We start from the raw sequence: 23,905 nt of genomic DNA on the forward strand, positions 1-23,905 counted from the left end.
CGTGGCGGAGGGGCCCGGTCCGCGCGATCGGGTGATCGGCGTTCCGGGCCCCTCCGGCCGTGGCTCACACGCGGTTACGCCTTCTTGGCCGCCTTCGCCTTGGTCTTGGAAGGCTTGGTCTTCGGCTTCGGCTTGGCCTTTTCCTTCGCCTTGTCCTTGGCGCGGGCGTCGTGCTGGGCCACGTCCAGGAAGTGCTGGACCGACTTCACCGTGTTGGTCTTCAGCGCGGTCTTCGCCGCCGCCCTGACGGCCGGGCCGCCCTTGGCGCTGATCTGGACGACGCGGGCGCGGTCGTCCAGGAACCGGGACTTGTACTGGCCGACCTCGATGAACCGGCGCACCTCGTATGCGTCCTGTGTCCTGAGCGCGGCTCGTCCGTCGGCCACGACCTTCGGTCCGCCGACGCTGACGATCTGGGTGACCCGGACACGGTCGTCCTGGTAGCGGGCCGCGTGCTGACCGTTGTCCATGAACTCGCGGAGGGCCTGGAGGGTGTCCTTCCGGAGCGCGGCCTTCCCGGCCTCCCGCACCGCCGGGCCGCCGATGCTGATGGCCTGGGACACGGCGACGGCGTAGTCGCTGTGCCGGGCCCTGTACTGGCCGACCTCGATGAACTGGCGCACGGCCTCAGCGCTGTTCGCCTTGAGCGCTGCCAGGGCGGCTTCCCTCACATCAGGTCCGCCGGATTCGGTGAGCCGGGACGCCTCGACGCGGTAGTCGTCGAGCCGCACCCTGTGCTGCTCCACCTCCAGGAAGTGCCGCATGTCCTGCGCGGTGCCGTCGAGCGCCCGCTGGGCCGCGTCACGCACGCCCCGGCCGTTGTTCGGGTACTCCAGGATCCGGAGGATAGTGATCCGGTCCGCCTCCTCGGACAGGGGGATGGAGACGTCGGGAGCGGACACGGCGGCCGGCCGTGAGCTCTCGGCCCCGGTCGCCGTCGTGGCGAAGGGGGAGAGAAGAGCCGCCGGTGCGATGACCGTGGTCGCGACGACTGCCGAAAGGCGGAGAAATTTCACTGTGAAGCCACCTGTGTGCAAGAGAATTATCGAACCGAACTCTACTGGTACACAGATGGCCAGTCGTCCGAGTATTCCGGTGACCGGAAAGAGCCTGGGGGGAAGCTTCTCCACAGCTGTCCGAGCCTCATCCGGCCAGCGAGTCACCTGACTGGAGAAGCCTGGTACCCGAGCCGCTGAGCAGCACTTTCGCCGAGTGTATCGCGTCGAGGGTGTCAATTTTCCGCCCGTACCACTCGATCTCGACCACCTCGAAGTCCATATCCTCCGGCAGGGATGTCACCCGGAGAGTCATTCCCGTGTAAACGGGTCCCGCCAAGCATCGGACCACACAAAGGGCGGTCCAAGGGGAAACATCCTCAATGGAGATGATGCTCAGCTGAATTGGTTCGGTCATGTGCCCGCTCCCGCAGTCCATGCGCTGCCCTGCCGGAAATCCTTCCGGCCTCCAGGAGTAGCTGTACCCGACACGGCTCACGGGCAGACGGCGCGCGGGGAAAGGCCCGTACCGCCGGGTGGTCCGGGCGGGCTACCCTCCCTTCCCTGCGGCCCCGCAGCGCCGGACCCGATCGGGCACGGCCGGACCTGATCGGGCACGGCTGAACGGGGGCGGACGCGGTCGGGCGCACGGGCGCCACGGTCATCAGAGGGAGCGTGCATGGGCCAGGAGTTCATCCTCGGTGACGAGACGCTGTGGGACCCGTCCAACGGAGCGGCCCGTGTCTTCCTGCATCAGCTGGCGTACTTCGAGGAGGAGCTCGGCCTGCCCTCCGGATTCGGCCCGATGGTGGCCGATGAGTGCCGCGTCGACCCGGACGTGTTCGCCGTCTTCGCCGACGAGGTCGTCTCCTGGCACTGGAGGCGTCACCACACGATCATCCGTGCCCACACGGAGGGTTTCGTCGCGACTCTGGTGGCGCTCGCCCGCCGCGCGGGCGTGGAGGTGCGCTGGGCGCAGGACCCCTGCGGCGTACCCCATGACTCACCGGACCCGTACACCCGGGCCGCAGCCGAGAACGACGCGTGGGCGCACGGCATCCGCGCGCGGGCGGCGGAGCTGGACCGCGCGATGGGGGCCTGACCCGGGCGGTGCGACCCCGCCCCGTACTCGTGCACCGTCCCGGACACCCGTCCCCGTACGCCCTCGGGCGCCCCCGGCGTGCGGGCTTCGTGCGGGCTTCGTGCGCGTGAGAATGGCCTGTTCGCACGGGTCTGTCGTGAACCGGGCAGCCCCACCCGCACCCGCGAGCACTCCCGTTCGTTAAGGCCGCGTGGCCAACCGCCCGAGCGCTCGTCCCCGGCCCCGCGCCGCAGGTCCCGCGCTCGTATGCTCGTTTTCATGACGGATCACGAGCCCGCCCGCCCCACCGCGAACGCCATGCGCCGCGCCCTCAAACGAGCCAGGGACGGGGTTGCCCTCGACGTCACCGAGGCCGCAGTCCTGCTCCGGGCGCGCGGCAGTGATCTGGACGACCTGTGCACGTCGGCCGCGCGCGTCCGGGACGCCGGGCTGGAGGCCGCGGGGCGGGCCGGGATCATCACGTACTCGAAGAGCGTCTTCATTCCGCTCACCCGGCTGTGCCGGGACAAATGCCACTATTGCACCTTCGCCACCGTGCCCGGGAAGCTCCGCCGCGCGGGGCACGGGATGTTCATGTCCCCCGACGAGGTTCTCGACATCGCCCGGCGCGGGGCGGCGATGGGGTGCAAGGAAGCGCTCATCACGCTGGGGGACAAGCCGGAGGACCGCTGGCCCGAGGCGCGGGAGTGGCTGGAGGCGGAGGGGTACGACGACACGATCGCGTATGTGCGCGCCATGTCGATCCGGATCCTGGAGGAGACCGGGCTGCTGCCGCACCTCAATCCCGGAGTGATGAGCTGGACCGACTTCCAGCGTCTCAAGCCCGTCGCGCCGTCGATGGGGATGATGCTGGAGACCACCGCCACCCGGCTGTGGAGCGAGCCCGGCGGGCCGCACCACGGATCGCCCGACAAGGAGCCGGCCGTACGGCTGCGGGTGCTGGAGGACGCGGGGCGCAGCTCCGTGCCCTTCACCAGCGGTCTGCTGATCGGCATCGGGGAGACCCATGAGGAGCGCGCCGAATCGCTCTTCGCGCTGCGGAAGATCTCCCGGGCGTACCACGGCGTCCAGGAGCTGATCCTCCAGAACTTCCGTGCCAAGCCGGACACCGCGATGCGCGGAATGCCCGACGCGGAGCTGGACGAACTCGTCGCGACCGTCGCCGTGGCCCGGCACATCATGGGACCGTCCGCCTGCCTCCAGGCGCCGCCGAATCTGGTGGACCGGGAGTACGCGCGGCTCATCGGGGCCGGCATCGACGACTGGGGCGGCGTCTCCCCGCTCACCCCCGACCATGTGAACCCCGAGCGCCCCTGGCCGCAGATCGACGAACTGGCGGAGCACTCCGCCGCCGCCGGATTCGAGCTGGCGGAGCGGCTCTGCGTCTACCCCGAATTCGTGGAGCGCGGCGAACCCTGGCTGGACCCCCGGGTGCTGCCCCATGTCCGGGCGCTCGCCGATCCGGCGACCGGGCTGGCCCGGCCGGACGCCATCGTGGTCGGGCTGCCCTGGCAGGAGCCGGACGAGGCTTTCACCGCCTCCGGGCGGACCGATCTGCACCACACCATCGACACCGAGGGGCGCACCGGCGACCGGCGCGACGACTTCGACGCGGTGTACGGGGACTGGGAGGAGCTCCGGGAGGCCGCCGCGCCCGGGATGGTGCCGCAGCGGATTGACACCGACGTACGGCAGGCGCTGAAGCAGGCCGCCGACGACCCGACCCGGCTCACCGACGACGAGGCCCTCGCCCTGCTCCACGCGGACGGGCCCGCGCTCGACGCGCTGACCCGGATCGCGGACGAGCTGCGGCGCGATGTCGTCGGCGACGAGGTCACCTATGTCGTCACACGGAACATCAACTTCACCAATGTCTGTTACACCGGCTGCCGCTTCTGCGCCTTCGCCCAGCGCCGTACCGACGCCGACGCCTACACCCTCTCCCTGGACCAGGTCGCCGACCGGGCCGCGCAGGCGTGGGACGTGGGCGCGGTGGAGGTCTGTATGCAGGGCGGTATCCACCCCGACCTGCCCGGCACGGCGTATTTCGACATCGCGCGCGCCGTGAAGAAGCGGGTGCCGGGGATGCATGTGCACGCCTTCTCCCCGATGGAGGTGGTCAACGGCGCCTCGCGCACGGGCATGTCCATCCGGGAGTGGCTGACGGAGGCCAGGGCGGCGGGGCTCGACTCGATCCCCGGCACCGCCGCCGAGATCCTGGACGACGAGGTCCGCTGGATCCTCACCAAGGGCAAGCTGCCGGCCGCGACCTGGATCGAGGTCATCAGCACCGCGCACCAGCTCGGCCTGCGCTCGTCGTCGACGATGATGTACGGGCATGTTGACCAGCCCCGTCACTGGCTGGGCCACTTCCGTACGCTGGCGCGCATCCAGCAGGAGACGGGCGGCTTCACCGAATTCGTCACGCTGCCCTTCATTCACACCAACGCCCCCGTGTATCTCGCGGGGATCGCCCGTCCCGGGCCCACCGTCCGGGACAATCGCGCGGTCACGGCGATGGCCCGGCTGCTGCTGCATCCGCACATCACCAACATTCAGACCAGTTGGGTGAAGCTGGGGGCGGAGGGCGCGGCGGAGATGCTGCGGTCCGGCGCGAATGACCTGGGCGGCACCCTGATGGAGGAGACCATCTCCCGGATGGCGGGGTCGCGGTACGGCTCGTACCGCTCGATCAAGGAGCTGATCGACATCGCCGAGCTGGCGGGCCGTCCGGCGCGGGCGCGGACCACGCTCTACGGGGAGGTTCCGGAGGAGCGGCAGCGCACGGCGCGGGAGTCGGACGGGCAGTTGCCGGAGCTGCTGCCGCTGGTGAGCGAGTAGGAGGGCGGGGGCGGGCTCTTGTGCGGTGCGGGGCTCTCGTACGGACCGGGCTTTCGTACGGACCCGGGCCGCCGGGGAAGACCGCCGCCGCCCGGCTCCGGATGCGATCCGGGGCCGGGCGGCGGTGGTGTGCCGTGCGGGAGCCGGCGGCTACATCTCCATGTAGTCGGCCTTGTCGTTCCAGTTTCCGCCGGTCGGGTAGCTCGCGGTGACGAAGTTGTAGCAGTAGCCGTTGCCGAGGGCCATCAGCGGGTCCGGCAGGCCCGTGCGGGCGTCGTACACCAGCGCGCCGCCGATCTGCTTGTTCACGCAGCCGGCGCTGGCCTGGTCGCGGAAGTTCCAGTCACTGAGGTTCTTGGTGCCGCTCTGGCTCCACTGAAGCTTCCGGCCGGTGTAGTTGGAGTGCTCGTAGAGGCAGACCCAGCCGTACGCACAGCTGGCCGCAGCCGCCGCGCGGCTGTTCCGGACCTCGGGGCGCAGGTTCGCCTTGTGCTTTTTGGCCAGTGCCGCTGCGGCCGGGTCGATCGTGGCGAGTGCCCGGTCGGCCTGCGCGGCGGAGTCGAAGCAGTGGACGGCTCCGCTGTTCGTCTCGGTGCAGACCTGCGCGCCGGCCCAGCCGCGAGCAAGGTTGATCTTCTTGCCCTTGTATATGGCGATCACCGGTCTGGAGCTCTTTCGTGCCTGCTCAAGGCGGGTTTCATCAACAGTGCTGGCGTATCCGGACCTGGGGGCGGGCACGGTGGACGCGGTGGCCGCGCTCGCCGGTGTCGAGGTCATCAGAAATGCGCCGACGATCGAGGCGAACACCACAGCGGTGCGTGCGATTCGCATGTTTCCTCCTGTTTGTGACTACGGCGGTTTTGCGCCGAAGTTGATCAAACAGTGGTCGTCGTGCGCATGGCAGGCGGGTTTCGGCCAATCGTGTCGTGATAATGCCCATGACAGGTCCTGTGGTCGCTGTGACTACTGACTACCTCTGGGGCTGCTGCGACTATCACGGCTTTCCTGTGGCTTTGCTACCGCTTCGGGAGTTCGCCGCGCTTCGCCACGATTCCGCTGTCGATGAGGGCGATCGTGCTGACGGTGGCTCCCGCCTTGCCCCAGGCGCTGTCCTTCAGGGCCACGGTCCGCTCGCCGAGCAGCCGCAGACTGCTCCGGTCGAAGATCCACTCGTAACGCTCGTTGTGGTGGACCCGTGCCACGGCGACTCCCTTGCGGCCCACCGCGTCCACCGCGTCCGGGACCAGCGTCACCCCGGGGATGCGCGCGGCGGCCCGGTGGAGGGCGGCGCTCACCTCGGGCGGTGCGACGGAGTGCCGCAGCAGATCGCCGATGGCCACGAAAGCCTGCTGGTCGGGCCCGGTGGTGGAGTCCGAACCCGCGCCGTGGTTCAACTCGGCGTCCGCCTGGATCCGCTTCAGCAGCGCGTCCGGATCCGTCGGCAGCTCCGCCAGCAGGTTGTAGGTCGGGGAGTTCAGTGACGCCTTGGCCCCCGGCGCGCCGATCAGCTCGTCCGGGGCGCCGTCCCGGCGCCGCAGCGTCTGCCCGGAGCCGTCCACGGCCGTCCACTGCTCCATGGACTCGTCCTGACTGCCGAGACGCATCCCGCCGTCGGGCTTCTCGGTGAGCGTGGCGCTGCGGCCCACCGTCTTCACATACGCGTACTGCCTGTCCAGCACCTCCGTGCGGGGCCGTTCATAGGCGGCCAGCGCGGCTCGTTCCAGCAGATCCACCGACTCCCGCGTCGCCGCCGCCGGGGCTTGTCCGCCGGGCTCCGACTCCAGCAGGACGTTCGCCCCGACACCCACGGAGCCCGCGGCCACGGCGGCGACCAAGACCATGGCGAAGCGGCTGCGCCGGGCCGGGCGGCGCTCTCCCGCGGCTGCGGCGCGGTCGATCTCCCGGAGCAGGTGCTCCTTGCGCCGGCGGGTGCGGAGGGGCTCGGGCTCGGGGTACGGGGGAGGCGCGAACTCGGCCGAGAGGGCGGCCCGTTCCTCGGCCTCGGTGCCGCTCGCACTGCTGCTGGTGGTGTTCCGGCGGCCGGGCTGCTCTCGGAATGCGGAGCTCATGACTGTGGCTTCCTCTCGCTGGACCCGCGTACGGACAGTTGGCGGGCCGGCAGTTGGCGTGCGGGTGTTGGGCCGCCCGGTGTCTCGGGTGCGGGTGCGGGTGCGGGTGTGCGGCGCGCGGGCGCTGCCGTCGCGGCGGGGCGGTTGCCTCGCCGGTCCCGGGCGCCTTCTCCATCGCTCTGTATGTGTCCGCCGGCGGGCCCGGGTTCCGGGGTTTCCCGTCCGAGTTCACTCGCGACGGTTCTGCGCAGCTTGGTCCGGGCGCGGGAGAGCCGGGACCGTACGGTGCCCACAGGGATGCCGAGCGTCGCCGAGACCTCTCCGTAGCTCAGCCCCGACCAGACGACGAGGGTGAACACCTCCCGCTCGCGGCGCCGCAGAGTGGCCAGCGCCCGGACGGCCGCCGACAGTCTCTCGGCGTCGGCCAGCCGGTCCACCACCTCGTCGGAGAAGTCGGGAAGGGCGTCATGGGGCTGGAGCCGGGACATCGCCGCCCGGTGGCGCCGGGCTGTTCTGGCCCTGTTGCGCATGACGTTGACGGCGATGCCGAGCAGCCAGGCCCGGACGCTGACCACCTCGTCACGGAGTTTGTGCCGCAGCCGCCACGCCTCCAGGAAGGTCAGCGACATCACGTCCTCGGCCGCAGCCCAGTCGCCCAGTGTCCTTACGGCATGCGCGTACACCGCGCGGGAGTGCGCGTCGAAGATCTCGTCGAAGGCGCTGCGATCACTTGAGCACACCCGTTCATTCAGTGAGGGATCCACACTTACTCAGTGTCCGCTCGGGGCGGGGGGTTCCGGGATCCGGGTCATGTCCTTCGGCCCGGCCGGTTCGATGGGCGGCGCGGCCCGGGCCGGGGGCGGCGCGGCCGGTTCGATGGGCGGTCCGGATGCGGGGCCGTCCGAGTACGGTGCCGCCGCCGGTATGACTGGCTCCCGACCGGCCGCCGGCGCCCGGGATCCCGTCCCGACCTGCGGCTTCGGTCTGTCCGCCGCCGGACCGGACGGCTGCGCGGGGCGACGGGTGCGCGGGTTGTCCACAGGCCCTGACGGATGTGCGCGGGCCGGGGCAGACTGATGCACATGGCACGGTCAATGCAGGATTTACTGAGAGAACGCCAGCTCGCCGGATTCGTCGGGCGGCGTGCCGAACTAGCCCTGTTCCAGGCGAATCTCCGCACCTCACCCGAGGACATCGAGCACCGCTTCCTCTTTCATGTGCACGGGAATTCCGGGGTCGGGAAGTCGTCCCTGCTGCGCCGGTTCATCCAGTCGGCCCGTGAACACCACGCGCTCACCGCCACGCTCGACGAATCGGTGCGCAGCGTGCCCGAGGCGATGGAGGAGATCTGCGGGCAGTTCGCCGGGCAGGGCTTCCAGCTGAAGGCGCTGGAGCGGATGCTGGCCACCTACCGGCAGCGCAGATACGAGGCCGAGGCCGCCACCGCCTCCTCCGCGCCCGACCCCGCCACGGCGCACACTCCGTCCGCCGGCTCCATGGTCGCCGCGCAGGCCGGGCTCATCGGCATCTCCCTCGTCCCCGGCATCGGCGCCATCGCCGGGGCGATCGACCCCGGCCGGGTCGCCTCCGGGGCCGACGGCGTACGGGCCGCGCTCAGCCGCCACTTCGGCAAGCAGGAGGACGTCCAGCTCGTCCTGGACCCGGTCGGCTCGCTCACCCCCGTCTTCCTGGCCGAGCTGGAGCGCATCGCCGGCCAGGCGCCGTGGATCGCGTTCTTCTTCGACACCTATGAGCGGTCCGCGCCCTTCCTCGACCCGTGGCTGCGCGATCTGACGGTCACCGGGCGGTACGGCGTGGTGCCGGGACAGACCATCGTCACCACCTCGGGGCAGCGGCCCGTCGATCCCCATGTCTGGGCCAACTGGACCCACCACATCACCGAGATCCCCCTCGCCACCTTCACCGAGACCGAGGCCCGCCAGCTCCTCGCCGGGAAGCGGGTGGTCGACGAGGACGTCGTCCGGGATGTGCTGCGGCTCTCCGGACGGCTCCCGGTGCTCGTCTCCCTCCTCGCCGAGAACAGCGGCCGGGCGGGCGAGCTCGACGACCCCAGCGCCACCGCAGTCGAGCGCTTCCTGCGCTGGGAGACCGACCCGGTGCGCCGCGCTGCCGCCCTCGACGGCGCACTGCCCCGGCGGCTCAATGAGGACATCTTCCGGGCCGCCGCCGAGAGCCCCGAGGCGGGCGAGCTCTTCGGCTGGGTCCGCGAACTGCCCTTCGTCCACCACCGGGGCGGCCGGGTCCAGTACCACGGCGTGGTCCGCGAGCCGATGCTCCGGCTGCGCCGCATCAGCTCCCCCGGCCGGTGGACCACCGGGCACACCCGGCTGGCCGACGCGTTCGCCGAGTGGTGCGCCGCCGCGGGCGAAGGGCTCGACGCCGCCGAGCGCTGGGCCCTGGACAGCTGGCGGGAGCTGCGCCTGGGGGAGATCTACCACCGGCTCTGCGCCCGGCCCCGCACCGGAATCCCGGCCGCCCTGCGCGACGGAGTGGACGCCTGCGACGCCGGGGCGGCCCGCGCCCGCCAGTGGGCGGAGACATTGATAGACGCGGGCACCGACGCCGACAGCCAGGCGCTGCGCTCCCTCGGACAGGAGAGCCTGCGGGCCCTGGAGGACGAGCGGCGCGGCGGCGTCGAGCTCCTCGGCCTCGTTCTCAGCCGCTCCGAGCTGACCCGTGAGGACCGCGCCGTCGCCCTGACGGTCCGGGCGCTCGCCCACCGCTATCTCAATGAGTACCGGGAAGCGCTCCGGGATTTCCGGCAGGCCATCGAGATCGACGCGGGCTGCGGGCGCGCCCACTTCGGGATGGCGGAGACCCATCGGCTGATGCGCTCCTACGACGAGGCCCTGATCTGCTTCGACCGGGCACTCGCCCTCGCCCCCGAGGACAGCGCGGTACTGGCCGGCCGGGGGTGGACCAGACACTCGGCGGGCCGCAGCCGGGAGGCCCTGGCCGATCTGGACCGGGCCCTGGAGCTCAAGCCCGACCACATGTGGGCGCTGGTGCGCCGCGCCCAGATCAAGAACGCCCTCGGGGACAGCGACGGCGCGCTCGCCGATGTCGCCTGGGCCCGGGACATCTCCCCCGCCCACCCCTGGATCATCGGGGAGAACGGCGAGATCCTGCGCTCGCTGGGCCGCTATGAGGAGGCGGTCGCCTGCTACGACCGGGCGATAGTCCTCGACCAGTCCTACACCTGGGCGATGGGCAGCCGTGCCATGGCGAAGAAGGCGCTCGGCCGGGTGGACGAGGCGCTCACCGATCTGGCGATGGCCCTGGAGATGCGGCCCGACTACGTCTGGGCGCTGCTGCGACGGGCCGAGATACACCGCGACCGGGGAGACCGGGAGGCGGAGTTCGCCGATCTCGACCGGGTGGTGGAATTCGCCGAGCGAAGAGCGTGGGCCCTGGTCCAGCGGGGCGGCGCACACCACCTCGCCGGGCGGTACGAAGCGGCGCTCGCCGACTTCGACGCGGCCATCGCCCACGACCCGGACCACGCGCCGGCGCATGTGGGCCGGGGGCGGGCCCTGGAGCGGATGGGCCGGTACGAGGCGGCACTGGCCTCGGTGGAGACCGGCCTGCGGCTCAACCCCGACTCGGCCTACGCCCTGACCGTGCGGGCCGCGGTGCGCGGGGCGACCGGTGACACGGAGGGGGAGTTCGCGGACCTGGAGGCGGCGGTGGCGGCCGAGCCCGACGAGGCGGAGCACCTGGTTCTGCGCGGTGAGGCGCACCGCCGCGCCGGCCGGTATCCGGAGGCGATCACCGACTACACCCGGGCCGCCGCTCTCGCCTCCGGCGACGGCCTCGCCTTCGCCGGCCGGGGCAGTGCCCTGCGCGCCCTCGGCCGCCCCCGGGAGGCCCTGGCCGATCTGACCAGGGCCGAGGAGCTCCACCCGGGCACCGCCTGGATCGCGGCCGAGCGGGGCGCGGCCCACCAGGACCTCGGCCGCCCGCACGAGGCCCTGGCCGATCTGAACCTGGCGATAGCCCGCGACCCCGCGCACGGCTGGGCACACCTCCTCCGGGGCCGGGTCCACCTGGCCCTGGCCGCCCCCGACCGCGCCCTCGCCGACGCCCGCCGGCTGATGGCCCTCCCCGCCCCCTCCGGCCACGCCCTGGCTGCCGAGCTCCTGACCTCCCCCGCCCTGGCGGACTCCCCCGAGGCCGCGGAGCTCCTGACCGCTCTGCGTGCCGCCACACCGGGCGAGGGCGAGGGAGGGGCGGGGCGCGGCGCGTGACGGGTTGATGCCGAGGGGGCCGGAGGATAGGCCCGGCCTCCCGGCCTCCCCCCGGCCCCGGGTCGCCCATCGGTGCGGGCACGGGATCCCCCATGGCGCGGGCCGGCGCGGCGCGGGGGAGGCGGGCCGCCGGGGAGGGCGGGCCCGGGGCTCTCCGTGCGCGGCGGCGGACACCACTCCGCCGTCCCGGCCGGGGCCGGTGAATCAGCCGATAAGCTTCATGCCGTCGTGATGCTCCCGCAGGGGGGTCCCGGAAGCCGCTCAGGAGACGATAGTCCGATGGCCCGTCAGATATCCCCCGGGGCGGTGGTGACAGGTCTCACCTCCTCGGCGCTGGTCGCCGTTCTCGCGCTCGCCGTCCAGGCCGGTGAGTCCATCCCCGAGAACACGGCCTCCAAGAAGACCGTGAGCCCCAGCCCCTCCGGCTCCGCCGGCAAGGGCAAGGACGGAAAGGGCGGCCCGGCCAAGCCCCCGGCGATCCCCGCCGACTCCGGGCAGGGCAAGCGGGTCGTCTACTCGCTGGGCCAGGACCGTGCCTGGCTGGTGAACGACGCCGGAAAGGCCACCGCCACCTTCGCCGTCTGGCCCGGCACCAAGGACCCCGCACCGGGCAGCCACAAGGTGACCTTCCGGAAGCCCTCCGGCACCGGAAGCGACGGCGTCCCGGTCGAGCGCATCATCTACTTCGCCAATTCCGGCGGCGTCACCATCGCCTTCTCCGCCGCCACCGACGGCTCCTCGCCGAAGCCCATCATCGGCAAGGAGACCGGAGCGGTCCGGATGAAGACCGAGGACAGCAAGAGCCTCTGGGACTTCACCGTCAGCGGAAGCACCATCGTCGTGGTCGGCTGACAGCCCGCCCACCCGGCCGCACACCCGGACGCGAACCGGGCCGGGGAGAGCGCCGGACACCGGGCGGACGGGCCTGCGGACCCGCCCCGGACAGGGGCGGAGACCGGCCTTCCGCAAGCGCGGCACGGGACGGGTTTTGACCATTCGATTACAGTGCTGCCCCGGCAGGGGTTCGGATGACCGGGTACCACGTCCAGGGAGGGGCGCGCGGTGAGCGCAGCAGCCACGGCCGTCTGGGGACGGGCCGAGCAGCAGGACTTCCGGGCCCGGGTACGCGGTGCTCTGCTCGGCGGCGCCATAGGTGACGCCCTCGGCGCGGGCGTCGCGGCCCTCTCCCTGGAGGAGATACGCGCGGCCCACGGACCGGACGGCCTCACCGATCCCGTCCCCGCCCACGGACGGCGCGGTGCCGTCACCGCCGCCACCCAGCTGACCCTCTTCACCGTCGACGGACTGATCCGCGCGCAGGTCCGCCGCGACACCGGCGCCTGGCATCCGCCGACCGACGTCCACCGGGCCTATCTGCGCTGGGCGGCCACCCAGCGCGACTGGGGCCCCGACGAGCGCCGCAAGGACAACGGCTGGCTCGCCCGCGAGGAGTGGCTCTACACCCGCCGCGACCCCCCGAAGCCCAGCCTGCTCGGCCTCGGCGACGAGCACATGGGCACCCTGGAGACCCCCAAGAACCCCACCGCCCGCGACCCCGGCGCGCTCGCCCGCTCCGCGCCCTTCGGGCTGCTCGTCGGCTGGGAGCCCCAGCTGGTCTGCCAGCTCGCCCTGGAGTGCGCGGCCCAGACCCACGGTCACCCCGCGGCGTATCTGTCGGCGGGTGCCTTCGCCGTGATCGTGCACGGCCTCGCCCGCGGCGAGGCACTCGACGCCGCCGCCCGCCGCGCCCTCGACCTCATCGGCGCCCGCCCCGGCCACCAGCCGGTGACGGACGCCGTCGAGCAGGCGCTGGACGCGGTCCGCGAAGGGGCGCCCAGCGCCGAGCGGATCACCGGCCTCGGCGCCGGCGGACACGCGGAGGGCGCACTGGGAATAGCGGTCTACTGCGCCCTGGTCGGCGAGGACATCCGGCACGGGCTGCGCCTCGCGGTCAATCACGACGGCCCGTCGGAGACCACCGGCACCGTCACGGGCGCACTGCTGGGTGCGCTCCACGGCGAGACGGCGCTCCCGCCCGCCTGGGTGTCGGAGGTCGAGGGCCGTCCGACCCTGCTGGAGCTGGCGGACGACTTCGCCATGGAGATGACCCAGGGCCCGGCCCTGCACAGCCCCGTCGCCGCCGCCCCCGGCTGGCTCGCCCGCTACCCGCGGGGCTGACCGCCCCGCCCAGCCCCGCACCCGCCCGCCCCGCACCGCTGCCCCGCACCCCGCCGGCCCCCCACCCGGCGCTCTAGCATCACGCCATGGACGTCACCACCGCCTTCGCCGCGCGGCTCGCCGCCGGCGCCCTGGCCCCGCTGGTCCGGAAGCTCTTCACCCCCGGCAACCCCGGCGCCGCGCTGGTGTCCCGGCCGGTGCGAATAGCCGGCCTGGTCGCCTTCCGGGGCGAGAAGCAGACCCTGACGGAACGGGACCTGCGCAAGCTCGCCGGCGAACTCGTGGCCCGCGCCGCGGCGTCCTGCGGCCCCCACGAGGCCCCCGCCGAGGAGACCAGGGCCGAGCTCACCGACGCGCTCACCCGCGCCCTGCACAGCCTGGGCGATCTGGAGATGGACGATGTGCAGGCCGTACGCCTCGGCCCGGCGGCCTTCGCCCGTACTCTCGCCCGCCCGGAGCGGCTGTCGGCCGCCGCCGAGGCGTTCCACGAGCCGCTGCTGCTGGCGGCGTCGCTGCACATCCTGAACTTCTTCACCCAGCGCTCGTCCTTCGTCCCGCACACCCTGGTCGAGCAGACCCGTTCGCTGGACCGGCTGATCGAGATCGGCGACCTCCTCGCCGAACGGATCCCCTCCCAGCTCGCCGAGGACACCCGGTTCGAGCGGCGCTACACCGACCACATCGCCCGCAAGCACGGCGAACTCACCATCCACGGACTCGATCTCGACCAGGCCCGCGAATGGCGGCTCGACTCCGCGTATGTCTCCCTGGAGGCCACCGGCGACGACGGCACCGAGGGCGACGGCACCCCCGTCGCCCTCCCCGCCGAACGCGTGCTCTCCGGCCGGACCCGGGTGCTGCTGCGCGGCGGCGCGGGCTCCGGCAAGACCACCCTGGTCCAGTGGCTGGCGGTGACCACGGCCCGTGCCCGCTACGAGGAGTTCGGCGACCATCTCACCGCCCTCGTCGGCCGGATCCCCTTCGTCCTCCCGCTCCGCCGCGTCATGCGCGACGGCGCCCCGCCCACCCCCGACCAATTCCTCCACGCCGTCCGCAGCTCGGTCGCCGCCGCCCAGCCGGCCGGCTGGGCCGACCGGGTGCTGCGGGCGGGCCGGGCTCTCATGCTGGTGGACGGCATCGACGAGATCCCGCGCACCGAACGCGAGGAGGTGCGCCGCTGGCTGCGCGAGCTGATGGGCGACTTCCCCGGCAATCTCTGGCTGGTGACCGCCCGCCCGTCCGCCGTGAACGGGGACTGGCCGGCCACCGCCGGCTTCACCGAGCTGACCCTCTCGCCCATGTCGCGCCCGGATGTGACCGAGTTCGTACGCCGCTGGCACACCGCGGCCGGAGCCTCCCCCGAGCTCGCCGGAGCGCTGCTCGACGCCGTCCGCTCCAGTACCGATCTCTCCCGCCTCGCCGTCAACCCGCTGATGTGCGGGCTGCTCTGCGCGCTGCACCGCGAGCGCCGAGGCTTTCTGCCGCACGGCCGCCGCGATCTGTACGAGGCGGCGCTGCGGATGCTCCTCGAACGCCGCGACACCGAGCGCGGGATCGCCACCGGGAGAGGGGGCGGGGGAGGGGACGGGGAAGGGCTGCGGCTCTCCTCCGAGACCCAGATCCTGCTGCTCCAGAAACTGGCCCACTGGCTGATCCGCAACGACCGGGCGGAGATGGAGCGTTCCGACGCGCTCACCCAGCTCAGCCGGTCGCTGGCGTATATGGCACATGTCCGGGCCACACCGGAGCGGGTCCTCACGCACCTGCTGGAACGTTCCGGTCTGCTGCGCGAACCGGCCCCCGGCCGGATCGACTTCGTCCACCGCACCTTCCAGGACCATCTGGGCGCCAAGGCACTGGTCGAGGAGGGCGATTTCCCGCTGCTGCTGAACAACGCCCACCGCGACCAGTGGGAGGACGTCATCCGGATGGCGGTGGCGATGGGCCGCCCGGCGGAGCGGAGCCGGATCCTGGAGGGCCTGATCGAAGGCTTCGACCCGGAGACCGGCCGCTCCCTCACCCCCTCGGCCACCCTTCGCAGGCTGCTGCTGGCGGCGAGCTGTCTGGAGCAGGCCACCGAGGTCGACCCCGGGATCCGCGCGCGCATTCTGCGTTTCACGGCGTTCTTCGTGCCGCCCGAGACCCCGGAGTGGGCACGCCATCTCGCCGACCTCGGCGGCCCACTCGTTCTCGGCCTGCTCCCGGGCCCCGAGGGGCTCCCCGACGATCAGGCGGTCCATGTGGTCACCACCGCCGCCCGCATCGGCACGGACGCCGCGCTGCCCCTCCTGGCCCGCTTCCGCGATCACGGCTCGCTCCGGGTGCGCAGGCAGCTCGCCTGGTCGTGGCGGAAGTTCGACACCCGCGAGTACGCGGACGAGATCCTGTCCCATCTGGATCAGACGGGGCTGTACTTCACCGTCCGCACCGTCGCCGAACTGCGCGCCCTGCGGGAGATGGGCGGTCGCGCCCGGCTCCAGATCGTCGGCGACTTCACCCCCGACGAGCTCGTGCGGAACATCGCACCGGACCGGCTCACCCATCTCTGGTTCACCTGGAGCAAGCCGCTTCCGGAGGGCTGGGGATGGCTGGAGCGGTTTCCCGCGCTGCGCACCGTGGTGCTGCCACCCGTTCTCGCCTCGCCGGGTCCCGGATTCCCCGCGCACATCACCCTCGCCGAGGACCCGGACGGCCCGCCGCGCTGATCCCGCCGTTACGGCCCGCGCTGTACCGTCCGTGCGGCGCGAGCGGCTGTCGCGCCGCACGGCGGAGCCCCCTCGGCCGGGACGGCGGACCAGTCGAGAGGGCTCTGTCAGTGGTGCTGTGCCGGTACCGCGTATCGGCGGGAGCGCTTGCGACTGCCCGGGGTACGGGCTCGGCGCGTGCGGGGTGCGCTCCCCGCCGTGTGCGGTTGAACCGTTGGATCAGATGCTCAGCCGATGCCGAACGCGCCCTGACCCACTTCGGTCACAAAGGCGTTCCACGAGCCGGGGACAAAGGTGACCGTCGGGCCCGCGGGAACCTTGGAGTCCCGGACGGAAATCGCCTGGAGGACCGGCGACTTCACCTCGACGCAAGCGCCGTTCCCTCCGGAATACGAAGACTTCGTCCAGGTCTCCGTGGCTCCCTGCATGATTGCCATTTTCGCTCCGCTTCGGCGAGTGATGTGATGTGAACCAACGTTTTTGTTGGCGTGATCGACGCTACTCGTCACAGCCGGGCGGTGCGGATTCCATTCACTCGGTCGGATGGAAACTTGGGAAAGGTCTTACGGGGAGCGATGGCAGAGGTGTATCTTCCGTCCCCCTCACCACCGCTTCCCCGATACCGCTCATTCGCCCCATGATCCATCCCGGCCGGCCCCGCCCTCCCGCGTATTCCAAGATCGGGAGCGTGCGGATCACGCCATCGGGAAATGCCGGTTCGGTGGCGACTTGCCCGGCCGGTGCCGGCGTACCGGCCCGTCCGTACCCGGTAATTCAGGATCCCGTGTACCGCTTGGCGATATTCTCGATGAACGACCGCGTCTGATCGGCGTTCAGCGCCTGTGCTCGCAAATGCTCGTACATGACACTGTATTTGTGCACATCGTTGGCCTTCTCCAGATAGAGGTCACTGGTGACGCCCTCGATGTACACAACACTCGAATCGGTCGCGTCGGGGAATTCCAGAATCGCGTACTGACCGTTGATCCCCGGATGCGCGCCCATGTCGAACGGCAGCACCTGCACGGTGACATGCGGCAGCTGGGAGAGCTCGATCAGATGCTCCAGCTGTTCGCGCATCTGCGCCTTGCCGCCGACGATCCGGTGCAGCGCCGCCTCGTCGATCACCGCCCACAGCCGCAGCGGCTGATCGGCGGCGCGCACCCGCTCCTGACGGCGCATCCGCACACTGACCCGTTTGTCGACATCGAGTGTGCCGCTCTCCGGCAGCGCGCCGGTGATGAGCGCCTCGGCGTACGTTCTCGTCTGGAGCAGCCCCGGCACCACCTGGGGCTCGTAGACCCGCAGGCTCGCCGCGTCGGTCTCCAGACCGATGTAGACGCTGTACGGGATGTCGCCGAAGGCGTGCCACCAGCCCTGCTGGCGGGAGTCCTTCGCCATCTGCATCAGCGAGTCGACGATCCGGTGGTCGTCCACCTCGTACACACTGCACAGATCGCGGACATCGCGCTGGCTGATGGAACGGCGGCCGTTCTCCAGCCTGCTGATCTTCGACTGCGAGACCAGGAGGCGCTCCGCCACCTCCTCCGCCGTCATGCCCTTCAATTCCCGGAGCCGGCGCAGCTCCAGACCCAATCGGCGTCGCCTGACGGTGGGGTTGATGCTGGACGCCACGGAAACTGCACCTCCGACTGCGTAGCTGAGAGTATCTACTGCTCAGCAGACTGCCACCTATCGGCGTGCGTGTGCGGTGAAATCGCCACACGGGCACCATGGTTGACACCCGCGGTGGTGTGGATCGTACGTGTGAACCGAACGCGCGGGGCGGCTCTGGGGCCGCCCCGCGCGTCCTCGCCGCACTGTCCCGGCCGGTCGCCGGCCTCGATGCGCGCGTACCACTCGATATGCGTACTGCTCGGTGTGCGTACCGCTCGGTGCCTGTACCGCTCAGTGCGCTGCGACGCGGGCCATGCTTCCGCGGCGCGGTTGCATCGACACGGCCGCCGGACGGCTCCCGGTCGTTGCCGGGTTGCGGCGCGGCTGCGCGGCCGCGCCGTTCTGAACGTCCATCACGGCATGCGCCACGAGTCCGCCCATGGGGTCGTGCCTGATGAGATCCCGCAGCCGGGATCGCGAGGAACGCCCCTCATTGCCCGGGTACAGATGCTTGCCGAGTCCGACCGCGTGGGCCAGTGCGGCGAGCGCCGCGGTCCGCGGATCCGGCGGTACGCCGGTGCGGATCGCGCTGTCGAGACGGGCTCTGATGTCCCTGCTGATAGCCGTTTCCGTCGCCTGGTAGCGAGTCGTCGGCAGTACGCCGCACATCTGGCCCGCTACGGCGTGCACCATGCCGCACCGTTCCAGGTGTGCGAGATAGATCTGGCGCAGCCCCAGCCGGGGCCCGCCGATCCAGTGGACCGCGCGAACCGGACTGCCGCGTCTGCGCAGCAGTTCCAGCGCGGAGTCCAGTGTCGGATCTCCGGTCGGCCGTGGCATCACCACGGCGATACGATCCCCGTCTGGGGCTATCCGTCTTGCCAGAGCCAGCTCTACTAGCTGTGCTCCGGCCAGGCCGAGGTCGAGCGACTGCGGCTGCGCTGTGGTACCCGTGGCCGGGTCCAGAGCGAGCAGCAGAAGCTCTTCCGGAATTGTTCTGCGGCTCCTGCCCATCCATGCCTCCCCGCGTGGATGAATGACAGGGTGACCCCTCTCACATTGGTCTGTCGAGAGCGCCTGGGTGCTTTGTATGGGAACCGTTAGGTATGTCTTTCTCGTCTAGGCACGGGGGGCGTGTTCTCACACAGGACACTGAGAGATGGTTCGGACAACACGGGCTGTCGCGGCAGGCACCCCGTAGGCGCACGCATGGCAGCGCGCGCATGGCGCATCGAGGAGGCACGGTGGCGGGCGAGTCCCCCGACAGGTCGGAGCAGCGGAAGTCGTCGGGGGAGACGACTCGGGGCGATGGCGACCCGCGAATCGCCATGCTGAGCCGGACCGGACCGGCGGAGGTGGATCAGCCGACGGCGGTCTTCGCGCTTCCCGGCGAGCGGGATCGGGACCACGAGCGCGATCCGGGTACGGAGACGGGCTCGGTGGAGAACGACAAGCGGCTGCGGTCGGCGGTGGCGGCATGGGTCGCCTCGGCGGACGACGAGCCGGACGGGGACCCGGACGGCGAGCCGACCGCCGAGGGTGAGCCGATCGCCGCGGCGGAGGAGACGGCGCTGCTTCCGGAGATCCGCCCGGCCGGGGACGAGACGGCCGCGGAGCGGACGGCACTGCTGCCCGAGATCCCGGCGGTACGGGAACCGGCGGACGCGGAGACGGCTCCGGACGCGGACCCCGATTCGGACTCGGACTCGGGTGACGACTCCGACGCGGACGGGGCGGGCGACCCCGAGGACGCGGACGACGACACGGCCGGGAGCTCCGGCGGCGGGATAGTCGCCGGGCCGGGCGACACCCCGGAGGCCCCGGACGCGGACGACGCGGCGGACGGGACCGGTTCCGGCGAACCGGACGATGTGACCGAGACCGAGACCGAGACCGAGACCGAGACCGAGACCGAGACCGAGACCAGCCCCGGCTCGGATTCGGATGACGGCTCCGACGCGGATGACGACTCCGACGCGGATGATGACTCGGACGGCGACGCGGACGGCGACTCCGGCACCGAGTCGGCCGGCTCCGGCGCCTCAGCTTCCCCGGGTGCCTCACCCGCCCCGGGCGATGCAGTGGCAAAGCCCGAGATCGATCAGCCCGCGGCCGTCTTCACCCCGCTCCGGAGCTCCGTACCGGCCCCGGCCGGCGAGCGCGCCGAGAAGGCCGCCGAGACCACCGCGACCGACAAGGCCGACAAGGCGGACGGGTCGAGCGGGGAAGACGGGGCGGACAAGCCCGCCAAGGGCGCGGAAGCGGACAAGCAGAATAAGCAGGACAAGCCGGGCAAGGCGGGGGCCTCCGGGGCCGCCGCTCCCGCCGAGGACAGCCCCACCACCGCCCTCGTCCTCCCCCCGGCCCCCCGGCCGGGTGAGAGGGAGCGCGCGGAGCGGGTCAGTACCTTCGTGCCGCTCCGGAACGACGCCGACGTACGCACACCGTCCTGGAGCAGGAACGACACGGCGGCCGGCGCCGCGCCGGGTGCGGTGAAGTCCCCCGAGGAGACGAAGCCCGCGCCGCCCGCCGAGCCTGTCGAGGACGTCGAGCGCACCAGCGTCCAGCCGGTGCCCCCGCCGCCGCCGCTGGATTTGCTCGCCCAGCTGACGAACACCCCGGACACCCCGGTCCGCGCGGCCGTCCGGCGGGTCAAGATCTGGACCCCGCTGGTACTGCTTCTGCTGATCGTCTTTGCGGTCGCACAGGTGTTGCGCCCGCTTCCGGCGTCCGAGCTGAAGCTCTCCGGCGACCCCGTCCACACCTTCCCGGGAGCCAAGCTCGCCCTGCCCTTCGCGGGTGAGGGCCAGGGTGCGGCGTCGGTCGACGGCGTCGGTCTGGTCGGCACCTACGGCGCGCAGAAGCCCGCGCCGATCGCGAGCATGGCGAAGGCCATGACCGCGTACGTGATCCTCAAGGAGCACCCCCTCGGTGCCAAGGAGCAGGGCGAGAAGATCGCGGTCGAGCAGCAGACGGAGGACGAGGCCAAGAACAAGGACGAGTCCCGGGTGCAGGTCACCAAGGGCCAGGAGTTCACCCAGCGCCAGATGGTGGAAATGGTGATGGTCAAGTCCGCGAACAATGTGGCGCGGCAGCTCGCCCGCTGGGACGCGGGCTCGGAGAAGGCTTTCGTGGCGAAGATGAACGAAACCGCCGCCGGGCTCGGTATGAAGGACACCGTGTACACGGACCCGAGCGGTCTGGCGAAGACCACCGTCTCGACCCCGCAGGACCAGCTGAAGCTGGCCGAGGCGGCGATGCGGGACGAGGCGTTCGCGTCGATCGCCAATCTGACCGAGGCCCGGTGGCCCGGTTTCCCCGGCCTGTCCTACAACACCGCCGGGAAGCTCCTGATGGAGGACGGCGTCGGTGGCATCAAGACCGGTTCGTCCACTCCGGCGGGCGGCAATCTGCTCTGGTCGGCCAATGCCCTCGTCGACGGTGAGATCCACCGGGTTCTGGGTGTGACCATGGGCATCCAGAGCGGTGACTCCCTCTCGGTCAAGGTGGACAAGGCCATTGACCACAGCATCGAGGTGATCCGGGCGGCGCAGGACGGCGTGGGTTCCGCCGTCGTCGTCAAGAAGGGCGAGGTCGTCGGCCATGTCGTGAACGGCTTCGGGGTGCGGACGCCGGTCGTGGCGACCAAGGACCTGAAGGCGATCGGCTGGGCCGGACACCAGGTGAAGATCCACCTGACCGAGGACGGCGACGGGCTGCCGGTCTCGGCGAAGGCGGGCGAGACCGTCGGCGAGATCACGGTCGGCAACGGGCCGGGGAAGCAGACCGCCCCGGTGATGCTCCAGAGCGATCTGCTGGAGCCCGGCTTCGGCGACAAACTGACGCGCATCGGCTGACGGGCATCGGCTGACGGGCATCGGTCGGCGCGTCGCGGCCGGCACGCGACGGGGAGACGCCGCGGCCGACTTCGTTCGATTTGACCGTTCGATTCCGTGACGGGATGGACGGGAGGGCGTCCCGGGAGACCGGGACGCCCTCGTGTTAGCGTCCGGGCAACTCCTGGGTGCCGAACAGCGTCCTCGAACGAGGCGGGCAGGACGAACACGGCCCGCCCGCCCGCGTACTCCGGCTGACCACCGGCCACGCCGGCCGCCGGCCCGCACCACCGGCACTCGGCCGCGCCCGGCAGCCGGTACCGGCACCGGCGCAGAGAAGAAGCATCCGAAGAAGAGCGGGGAGAGAGCCGCAGTGACTACGGCTGAGCCGATCCGGACGGACGGCCACAGCGCCACCGGCACGGGGCCGCGAATACGGCGGCCGTTCTCCGGTCAGAGCTCCGGGCGGACCGGAGCGTACGATTCGGCCGCCGCGTACGGCCCCGGCGGACCGGCCGGGAAGGACCCCGGGGACCGCGACCGCGCCGGTGTCCTCGCCGATGTCTGGGACCGGCTCAGCCGCCGCCCCGTCCTGGTCACGACCGTGGCCGCGGCGGTCGTACACCTGCTCTGGTTCTTCTTCTTCGCCAACAGCGGCGGGGACCTCGCCGCGCAGGACGCCTGGGCGGAGTTCGTCGGCCGCCATCCGGACTCGGCGTACAACCTCGCCTGGTTCGGCGGCATGCACCCGGTCTCGTACAGCGTCGTCTCGCCGTATCTGATGTCCCTGATCGGCGTGCGCCCGACGATGATGGTCGCCGGCACCGTCTCGGCCGCCCTGACCGCGCTGATCCTGGTACGGGTCAGGGCGGTGCGCAATCCGCTGGCGTGCTCTCTCGCAGGCGTCTTCGCCTATCTCTGCAACGCCCTCTCGGGCCGGGTGACCTTCGGCCTCGGCATGATGTTCGCGGTCGCCGCGGTCGCCGCGGTCTTCTGCTGGCCGCACCGCCTGCGGCACAAGAGGTGGGCGAAGGGGGCGGTGGCCTCCCCGCTGGCCGCGCTCGCCACGGCGGCCAGCCCGGTCGCCGGGCTCTTCCTCGGCGTCGTCGCCGCCGCGCTCTTCCTCAACCGGCGCCGGCCGGGCGCGTACGCGATCGGCCTGCCCCCGGTCGCGGTGGTGGCGCTCTCGGCCCTGCTCTTCCCCTTCTCGGGTACGCAGCCGATGTCCGTCGGCTCCACCTCCCTCCCCGTGGTCTTCGGGATCGCGGTCTTCCTCCTTGTGCCGAAGGAGTGGCGCACCGTCCGGGTCGCCGCCGCCGTCTATACGATCGGCACCCTGCTGACCTGGGCGATCGACTCCCAGATCGGCTCGAACATCTCGCGGATGCCGATGCTCTTCGCGGGTGTGGTGCTGCTGGTCGCCCTCCCCTACACCGTGCCGCGCTCCCGGAAGTGGTACGCCCTCGCGGTCGCCTTCGTGGGCCTGAACGCCTGGATCGGCTTCAAGGCCGCCGACGACATCATCCGTACCGCGCCCACCGCCTCCTGGACCTTCGAGCTGGCGCCCCTGGTCAGCAAGCTCCAGGCGGTCAAGGCCGACCGGGGCCGGGTGGAGGTGGTCCCCGCCAGCAGCCACCGGGAGTCGTCGGCGCTCGCTCCGTACGTCAATCTGGCCCGCGGCTGGAACCGCCAGGCGGACATGAAGCGGAACGCGATCTTCTACGACAAGGAGACCCCGCTCAACTCCGCGGACTACCGCGACTGGCTGGACCGGTGGGCGGTCCACTACGTCATCCTTCCCAAGGGCGCCCCGGATTCCAGCGGGGGCCGCCAGGAGGCCGAGCTCATCCAGGGCGGCCTCCCCTATCTGGATCGGATCTGGAAGGACGCGAACTGGCAGCTCTTCGCCGTCCGGAACCCCACCCCGCTCGCCGACCCGGCCGCGACCGTGCGGCAGACCGGCCAGGACACCATGGAGATCCAGGTGAAGCAGGCCGGCCGGGTGCTGGTCCGCGTCCCGCACTCGCCCTGGCTGAGCCTGGTCGACGAGAACGGCGACAAGGTGCGCAGTCCGGAGGAGACCGAGGACTCGAAGAACCGCGCGGAGGGTGAGCCGAAGAGCTTCGACAATCCGCACGGCTGTGTCCGCAAGGCGGAGATGGACGCCGAGGGCGACGAGTGGACCGAACTCCTCGCGCCCCGGGCCGGTGTGTACCGGCTCTCGGCCCCGTACGACTTCTCCCGCGGCACCCCCTGCCCGGAAGAACTCCGCTGACCGGTTTCCCCCGCCCGCC

General features: G+C 71.5%; 16 protein-coding genes and 1 pseudogene. 9 read left to right on the forward strand and 8 right to left on the reverse strand.

Features of this window, described 5'->3' with window-relative positions; translation table 11 throughout:
* Positions 1-74: 74 nt before the first annotated feature.
* Together AAFN69_RS19975 and AAFN69_RS19980 are read right to left on the reverse strand one after the other, a co-directional pair.
* Entirely contained in the window at positions 75-1,016 is a 942-nt protein-coding gene (locus AAFN69_RS19975; protein WP_347729953.1) for an ALF repeat-containing protein, read from the reverse strand.
* A gap of 127 nt (positions 1,017-1,143) precedes the next feature.
* The gene (locus AAFN69_RS19980; protein ID WP_347729954.1) at positions 1,144-1,413 is read right to left on the reverse strand and encodes a hypothetical protein; all 270 of its coding nucleotides are present in this window, start codon (positions 1,411-1,413) and stop codon (positions 1,144-1,146) included.
* 261 nt (positions 1,414-1,674) lie between these two features.
* Between AAFN69_RS19980 and AAFN69_RS19985 the strand changes: the two genes are divergently transcribed.
* Both AAFN69_RS19985 and AAFN69_RS19990 read left to right on the forward strand, forming a co-directional pair.
* The gene (locus AAFN69_RS19985) at positions 1,675-2,097 is read left to right on the forward strand and encodes a DUF6086 family protein (protein ID WP_347729955.1); all 423 of its coding nucleotides are present in this window, start codon (positions 1,675-1,677) and stop codon (positions 2,095-2,097) included.
* Between the two features lie 258 nt (positions 2,098-2,355).
* Entirely contained in the window at positions 2,356-4,938 is a 2,583-nt protein-coding gene (locus tag AAFN69_RS19990) for a bifunctional FO biosynthesis protein CofGH (protein WP_347729957.1), read from the forward strand.
* Between the two features lie 150 nt (positions 4,939-5,088).
* On the opposite strand, the gene AAFN69_RS19995 is transcribed toward AAFN69_RS19990, so the two are convergent.
* Positions 5,089-5,598 carry a peptidase inhibitor family I36 protein gene (locus AAFN69_RS19995; RefSeq protein ID WP_347729958.1) on the reverse strand — a complete coding sequence of 170 codons (510 nt, stop codon included), beginning with the start codon at positions 5,596-5,598 and terminating at the stop codon, positions 5,089-5,091.
* Here AAFN69_RS19995 and AAFN69_RS20000 point away from each other — a divergent pair.
* Positions 5,588-5,908: a hypothetical protein gene (locus AAFN69_RS20000; protein WP_347729959.1), complete on the forward strand. Its 321-nt coding sequence runs from the start codon at positions 5,588-5,590 to the stop codon at positions 5,906-5,908. The genes AAFN69_RS19995 and AAFN69_RS20000 overlap by 11 nt on opposite strands.
* A gap of 46 nt (positions 5,909-5,954) precedes the next feature.
* Here the strand turns inward: AAFN69_RS20000 and AAFN69_RS20005 are convergent, their stop codons facing one another.
* Both AAFN69_RS20005 and AAFN69_RS20010 read right to left on the reverse strand, forming a co-directional pair.
* On the reverse strand, positions 5,955-7,007 hold the full coding sequence (locus AAFN69_RS20005) for a CU044_5270 family protein (RefSeq protein WP_347729960.1): 1,053 nt from the start codon (positions 7,005-7,007) through the stop codon (positions 5,955-5,957).
* A 224-nt stretch (positions 7,008-7,231) separates the two neighbouring features.
* Positions 7,232-7,771 (reverse strand): annotated as a pseudogene (locus AAFN69_RS20010) (RNA polymerase sigma factor); the annotation flags it as partial.
* A 318-nt stretch (positions 7,772-8,089) separates the two neighbouring features.
* Between AAFN69_RS20010 and AAFN69_RS20015 the strand changes: the two are divergent.
* The 4 genes from AAFN69_RS20015 (at position 8,090) to AAFN69_RS20030 (ending at position 16,158) form a co-directional block, all read left to right on the forward strand.
* Positions 8,090-11,275 carry a tetratricopeptide repeat protein gene (locus AAFN69_RS20015; protein ID WP_347729961.1) on the forward strand — a complete coding sequence of 1,062 codons (3,186 nt, stop codon included), beginning with the start codon at positions 8,090-8,092 and terminating at the stop codon, positions 11,273-11,275.
* A 279-nt stretch (positions 11,276-11,554) separates the two neighbouring features.
* Entirely contained in the window at positions 11,555-12,127 is a 573-nt protein-coding gene (locus AAFN69_RS20020; protein WP_347729962.1) for a L,D-transpeptidase, read from the forward strand.
* Between the two features lie 210 nt (positions 12,128-12,337).
* Positions 12,338-13,453: an ADP-ribosylglycohydrolase family protein gene (locus AAFN69_RS20025; protein WP_347729963.1), complete on the forward strand. Its 1,116-nt coding sequence runs from the start codon at positions 12,338-12,340 to the stop codon at positions 13,451-13,453.
* 86 nt (positions 13,454-13,539) lie between these two features.
* Positions 13,540-16,158, forward strand: coding sequence for an NACHT domain-containing protein (locus AAFN69_RS20030; protein ID WP_347729964.1), 2,619 nt, complete (start codon positions 13,540-13,542; stop codon positions 16,156-16,158).
* Positions 16,159-16,385: 227 nt separating this feature from the next.
* On the opposite strand, the gene AAFN69_RS20035 is transcribed toward AAFN69_RS20030, so the two are convergent.
* The 3 genes from AAFN69_RS20035 to AAFN69_RS20045 form a co-directional block, all read right to left on the reverse strand.
* A complete protein-coding gene (locus tag AAFN69_RS20035) occupies positions 16,386-16,595 on the reverse strand; it encodes a DUF397 domain-containing protein (protein WP_347729965.1) in 210 nt (69 codons plus the stop codon).
* A gap of 337 nt (positions 16,596-16,932) precedes the next feature.
* On the reverse strand, positions 16,933-17,793 hold the full coding sequence (locus tag AAFN69_RS20040; RefSeq protein WP_347729966.1) for a helix-turn-helix transcriptional regulator: 861 nt from the start codon (positions 17,791-17,793) through the stop codon (positions 16,933-16,935).
* A 273-nt stretch (positions 17,794-18,066) separates the two neighbouring features.
* The gene (locus AAFN69_RS20045) at positions 18,067-18,789 is read right to left on the reverse strand and encodes a GPP34 family phosphoprotein (RefSeq protein WP_347729967.1); all 723 of its coding nucleotides are present in this window, start codon (positions 18,787-18,789) and stop codon (positions 18,067-18,069) included.
* A 209-nt stretch (positions 18,790-18,998) separates the two neighbouring features.
* Here AAFN69_RS20045 and AAFN69_RS20050 point away from each other — a divergent pair, with 209 nt between their 5' ends.
* Both AAFN69_RS20050 and AAFN69_RS20055 read left to right on the forward strand, forming a co-directional pair.
* A complete protein-coding gene (locus AAFN69_RS20050) occupies positions 18,999-21,632 on the forward strand; it encodes a serine hydrolase (protein WP_347729968.1) in 2,634 nt (877 codons plus the stop codon).
* A gap of 352 nt (positions 21,633-21,984) precedes the next feature.
* Complete coding sequence (locus tag AAFN69_RS20055; protein ID WP_347729969.1) at positions 21,985-23,886, forward strand: MFS transporter; 1,902 nt, start codon at positions 21,985-21,987, stop codon at positions 23,884-23,886.
* The last annotated feature ends 19 nt before the right edge of the window (positions 23,887-23,905 follow it).

The sequence above is a fragment of the Streptomyces sp. CAU 1734 genome, assembly GCF_039888735.1.
Lineage (GTDB): Bacteria > Actinomycetota > Actinomycetes > Streptomycetales > Streptomycetaceae > Streptomyces.

Coding starts and splice junctions, on each gene's coding strand:
- AAFN69_RS20030 (WP_347729964.1), top strand. CDS start 13,540: ATGGACGTCACCACCGCCTTCGCCGCGCGGCTCGCCGCCGGCGCCCTG.
- AAFN69_RS20050 (WP_347729968.1), top strand. CDS start 18,999: ATGGCGCATCGAGGAGGCACGGTGGCGGGCGAGTCCCCCGACAGGTCG.
- AAFN69_RS20020 (WP_347729962.1), top strand. CDS start 11,555: ATGGCCCGTCAGATATCCCCCGGGGCGGTGGTGACAGGTCTCACCTCC.
- AAFN69_RS19990 (WP_347729957.1), top strand. CDS start 2,356: ATGACGGATCACGAGCCCGCCCGCCCCACCGCGAACGCCATGCGCCGC.
- AAFN69_RS19980 (WP_347729954.1), bottom strand. CDS start 1,413: ATGACCGAACCAATTCAGCTGAGCATCATCTCCATTGAGGATGTTTCC.
- AAFN69_RS20000 (WP_347729959.1), top strand. CDS start 5,588: ATGGCGATCACCGGTCTGGAGCTCTTTCGTGCCTGCTCAAGGCGGGTT.
- AAFN69_RS19985 (WP_347729955.1), top strand. CDS start 1,675: ATGGGCCAGGAGTTCATCCTCGGTGACGAGACGCTGTGGGACCCGTCC.
- AAFN69_RS20035 (WP_347729965.1), bottom strand. CDS start 16,595: ATGGCAATCATGCAGGGAGCCACGGAGACCTGGACGAAGTCTTCGTAT.
- AAFN69_RS20015 (WP_347729961.1), top strand. CDS start 8,090: ATGGCACGGTCAATGCAGGATTTACTGAGAGAACGCCAGCTCGCCGGA.
- AAFN69_RS20005 (WP_347729960.1), bottom strand. CDS start 7,007: ATGAGCTCCGCATTCCGAGAGCAGCCCGGCCGCCGGAACACCACCAGC.
- AAFN69_RS20045 (WP_347729967.1), bottom strand. CDS start 18,789: ATGGGCAGGAGCCGCAGAACAATTCCGGAAGAGCTTCTGCTGCTCGCT.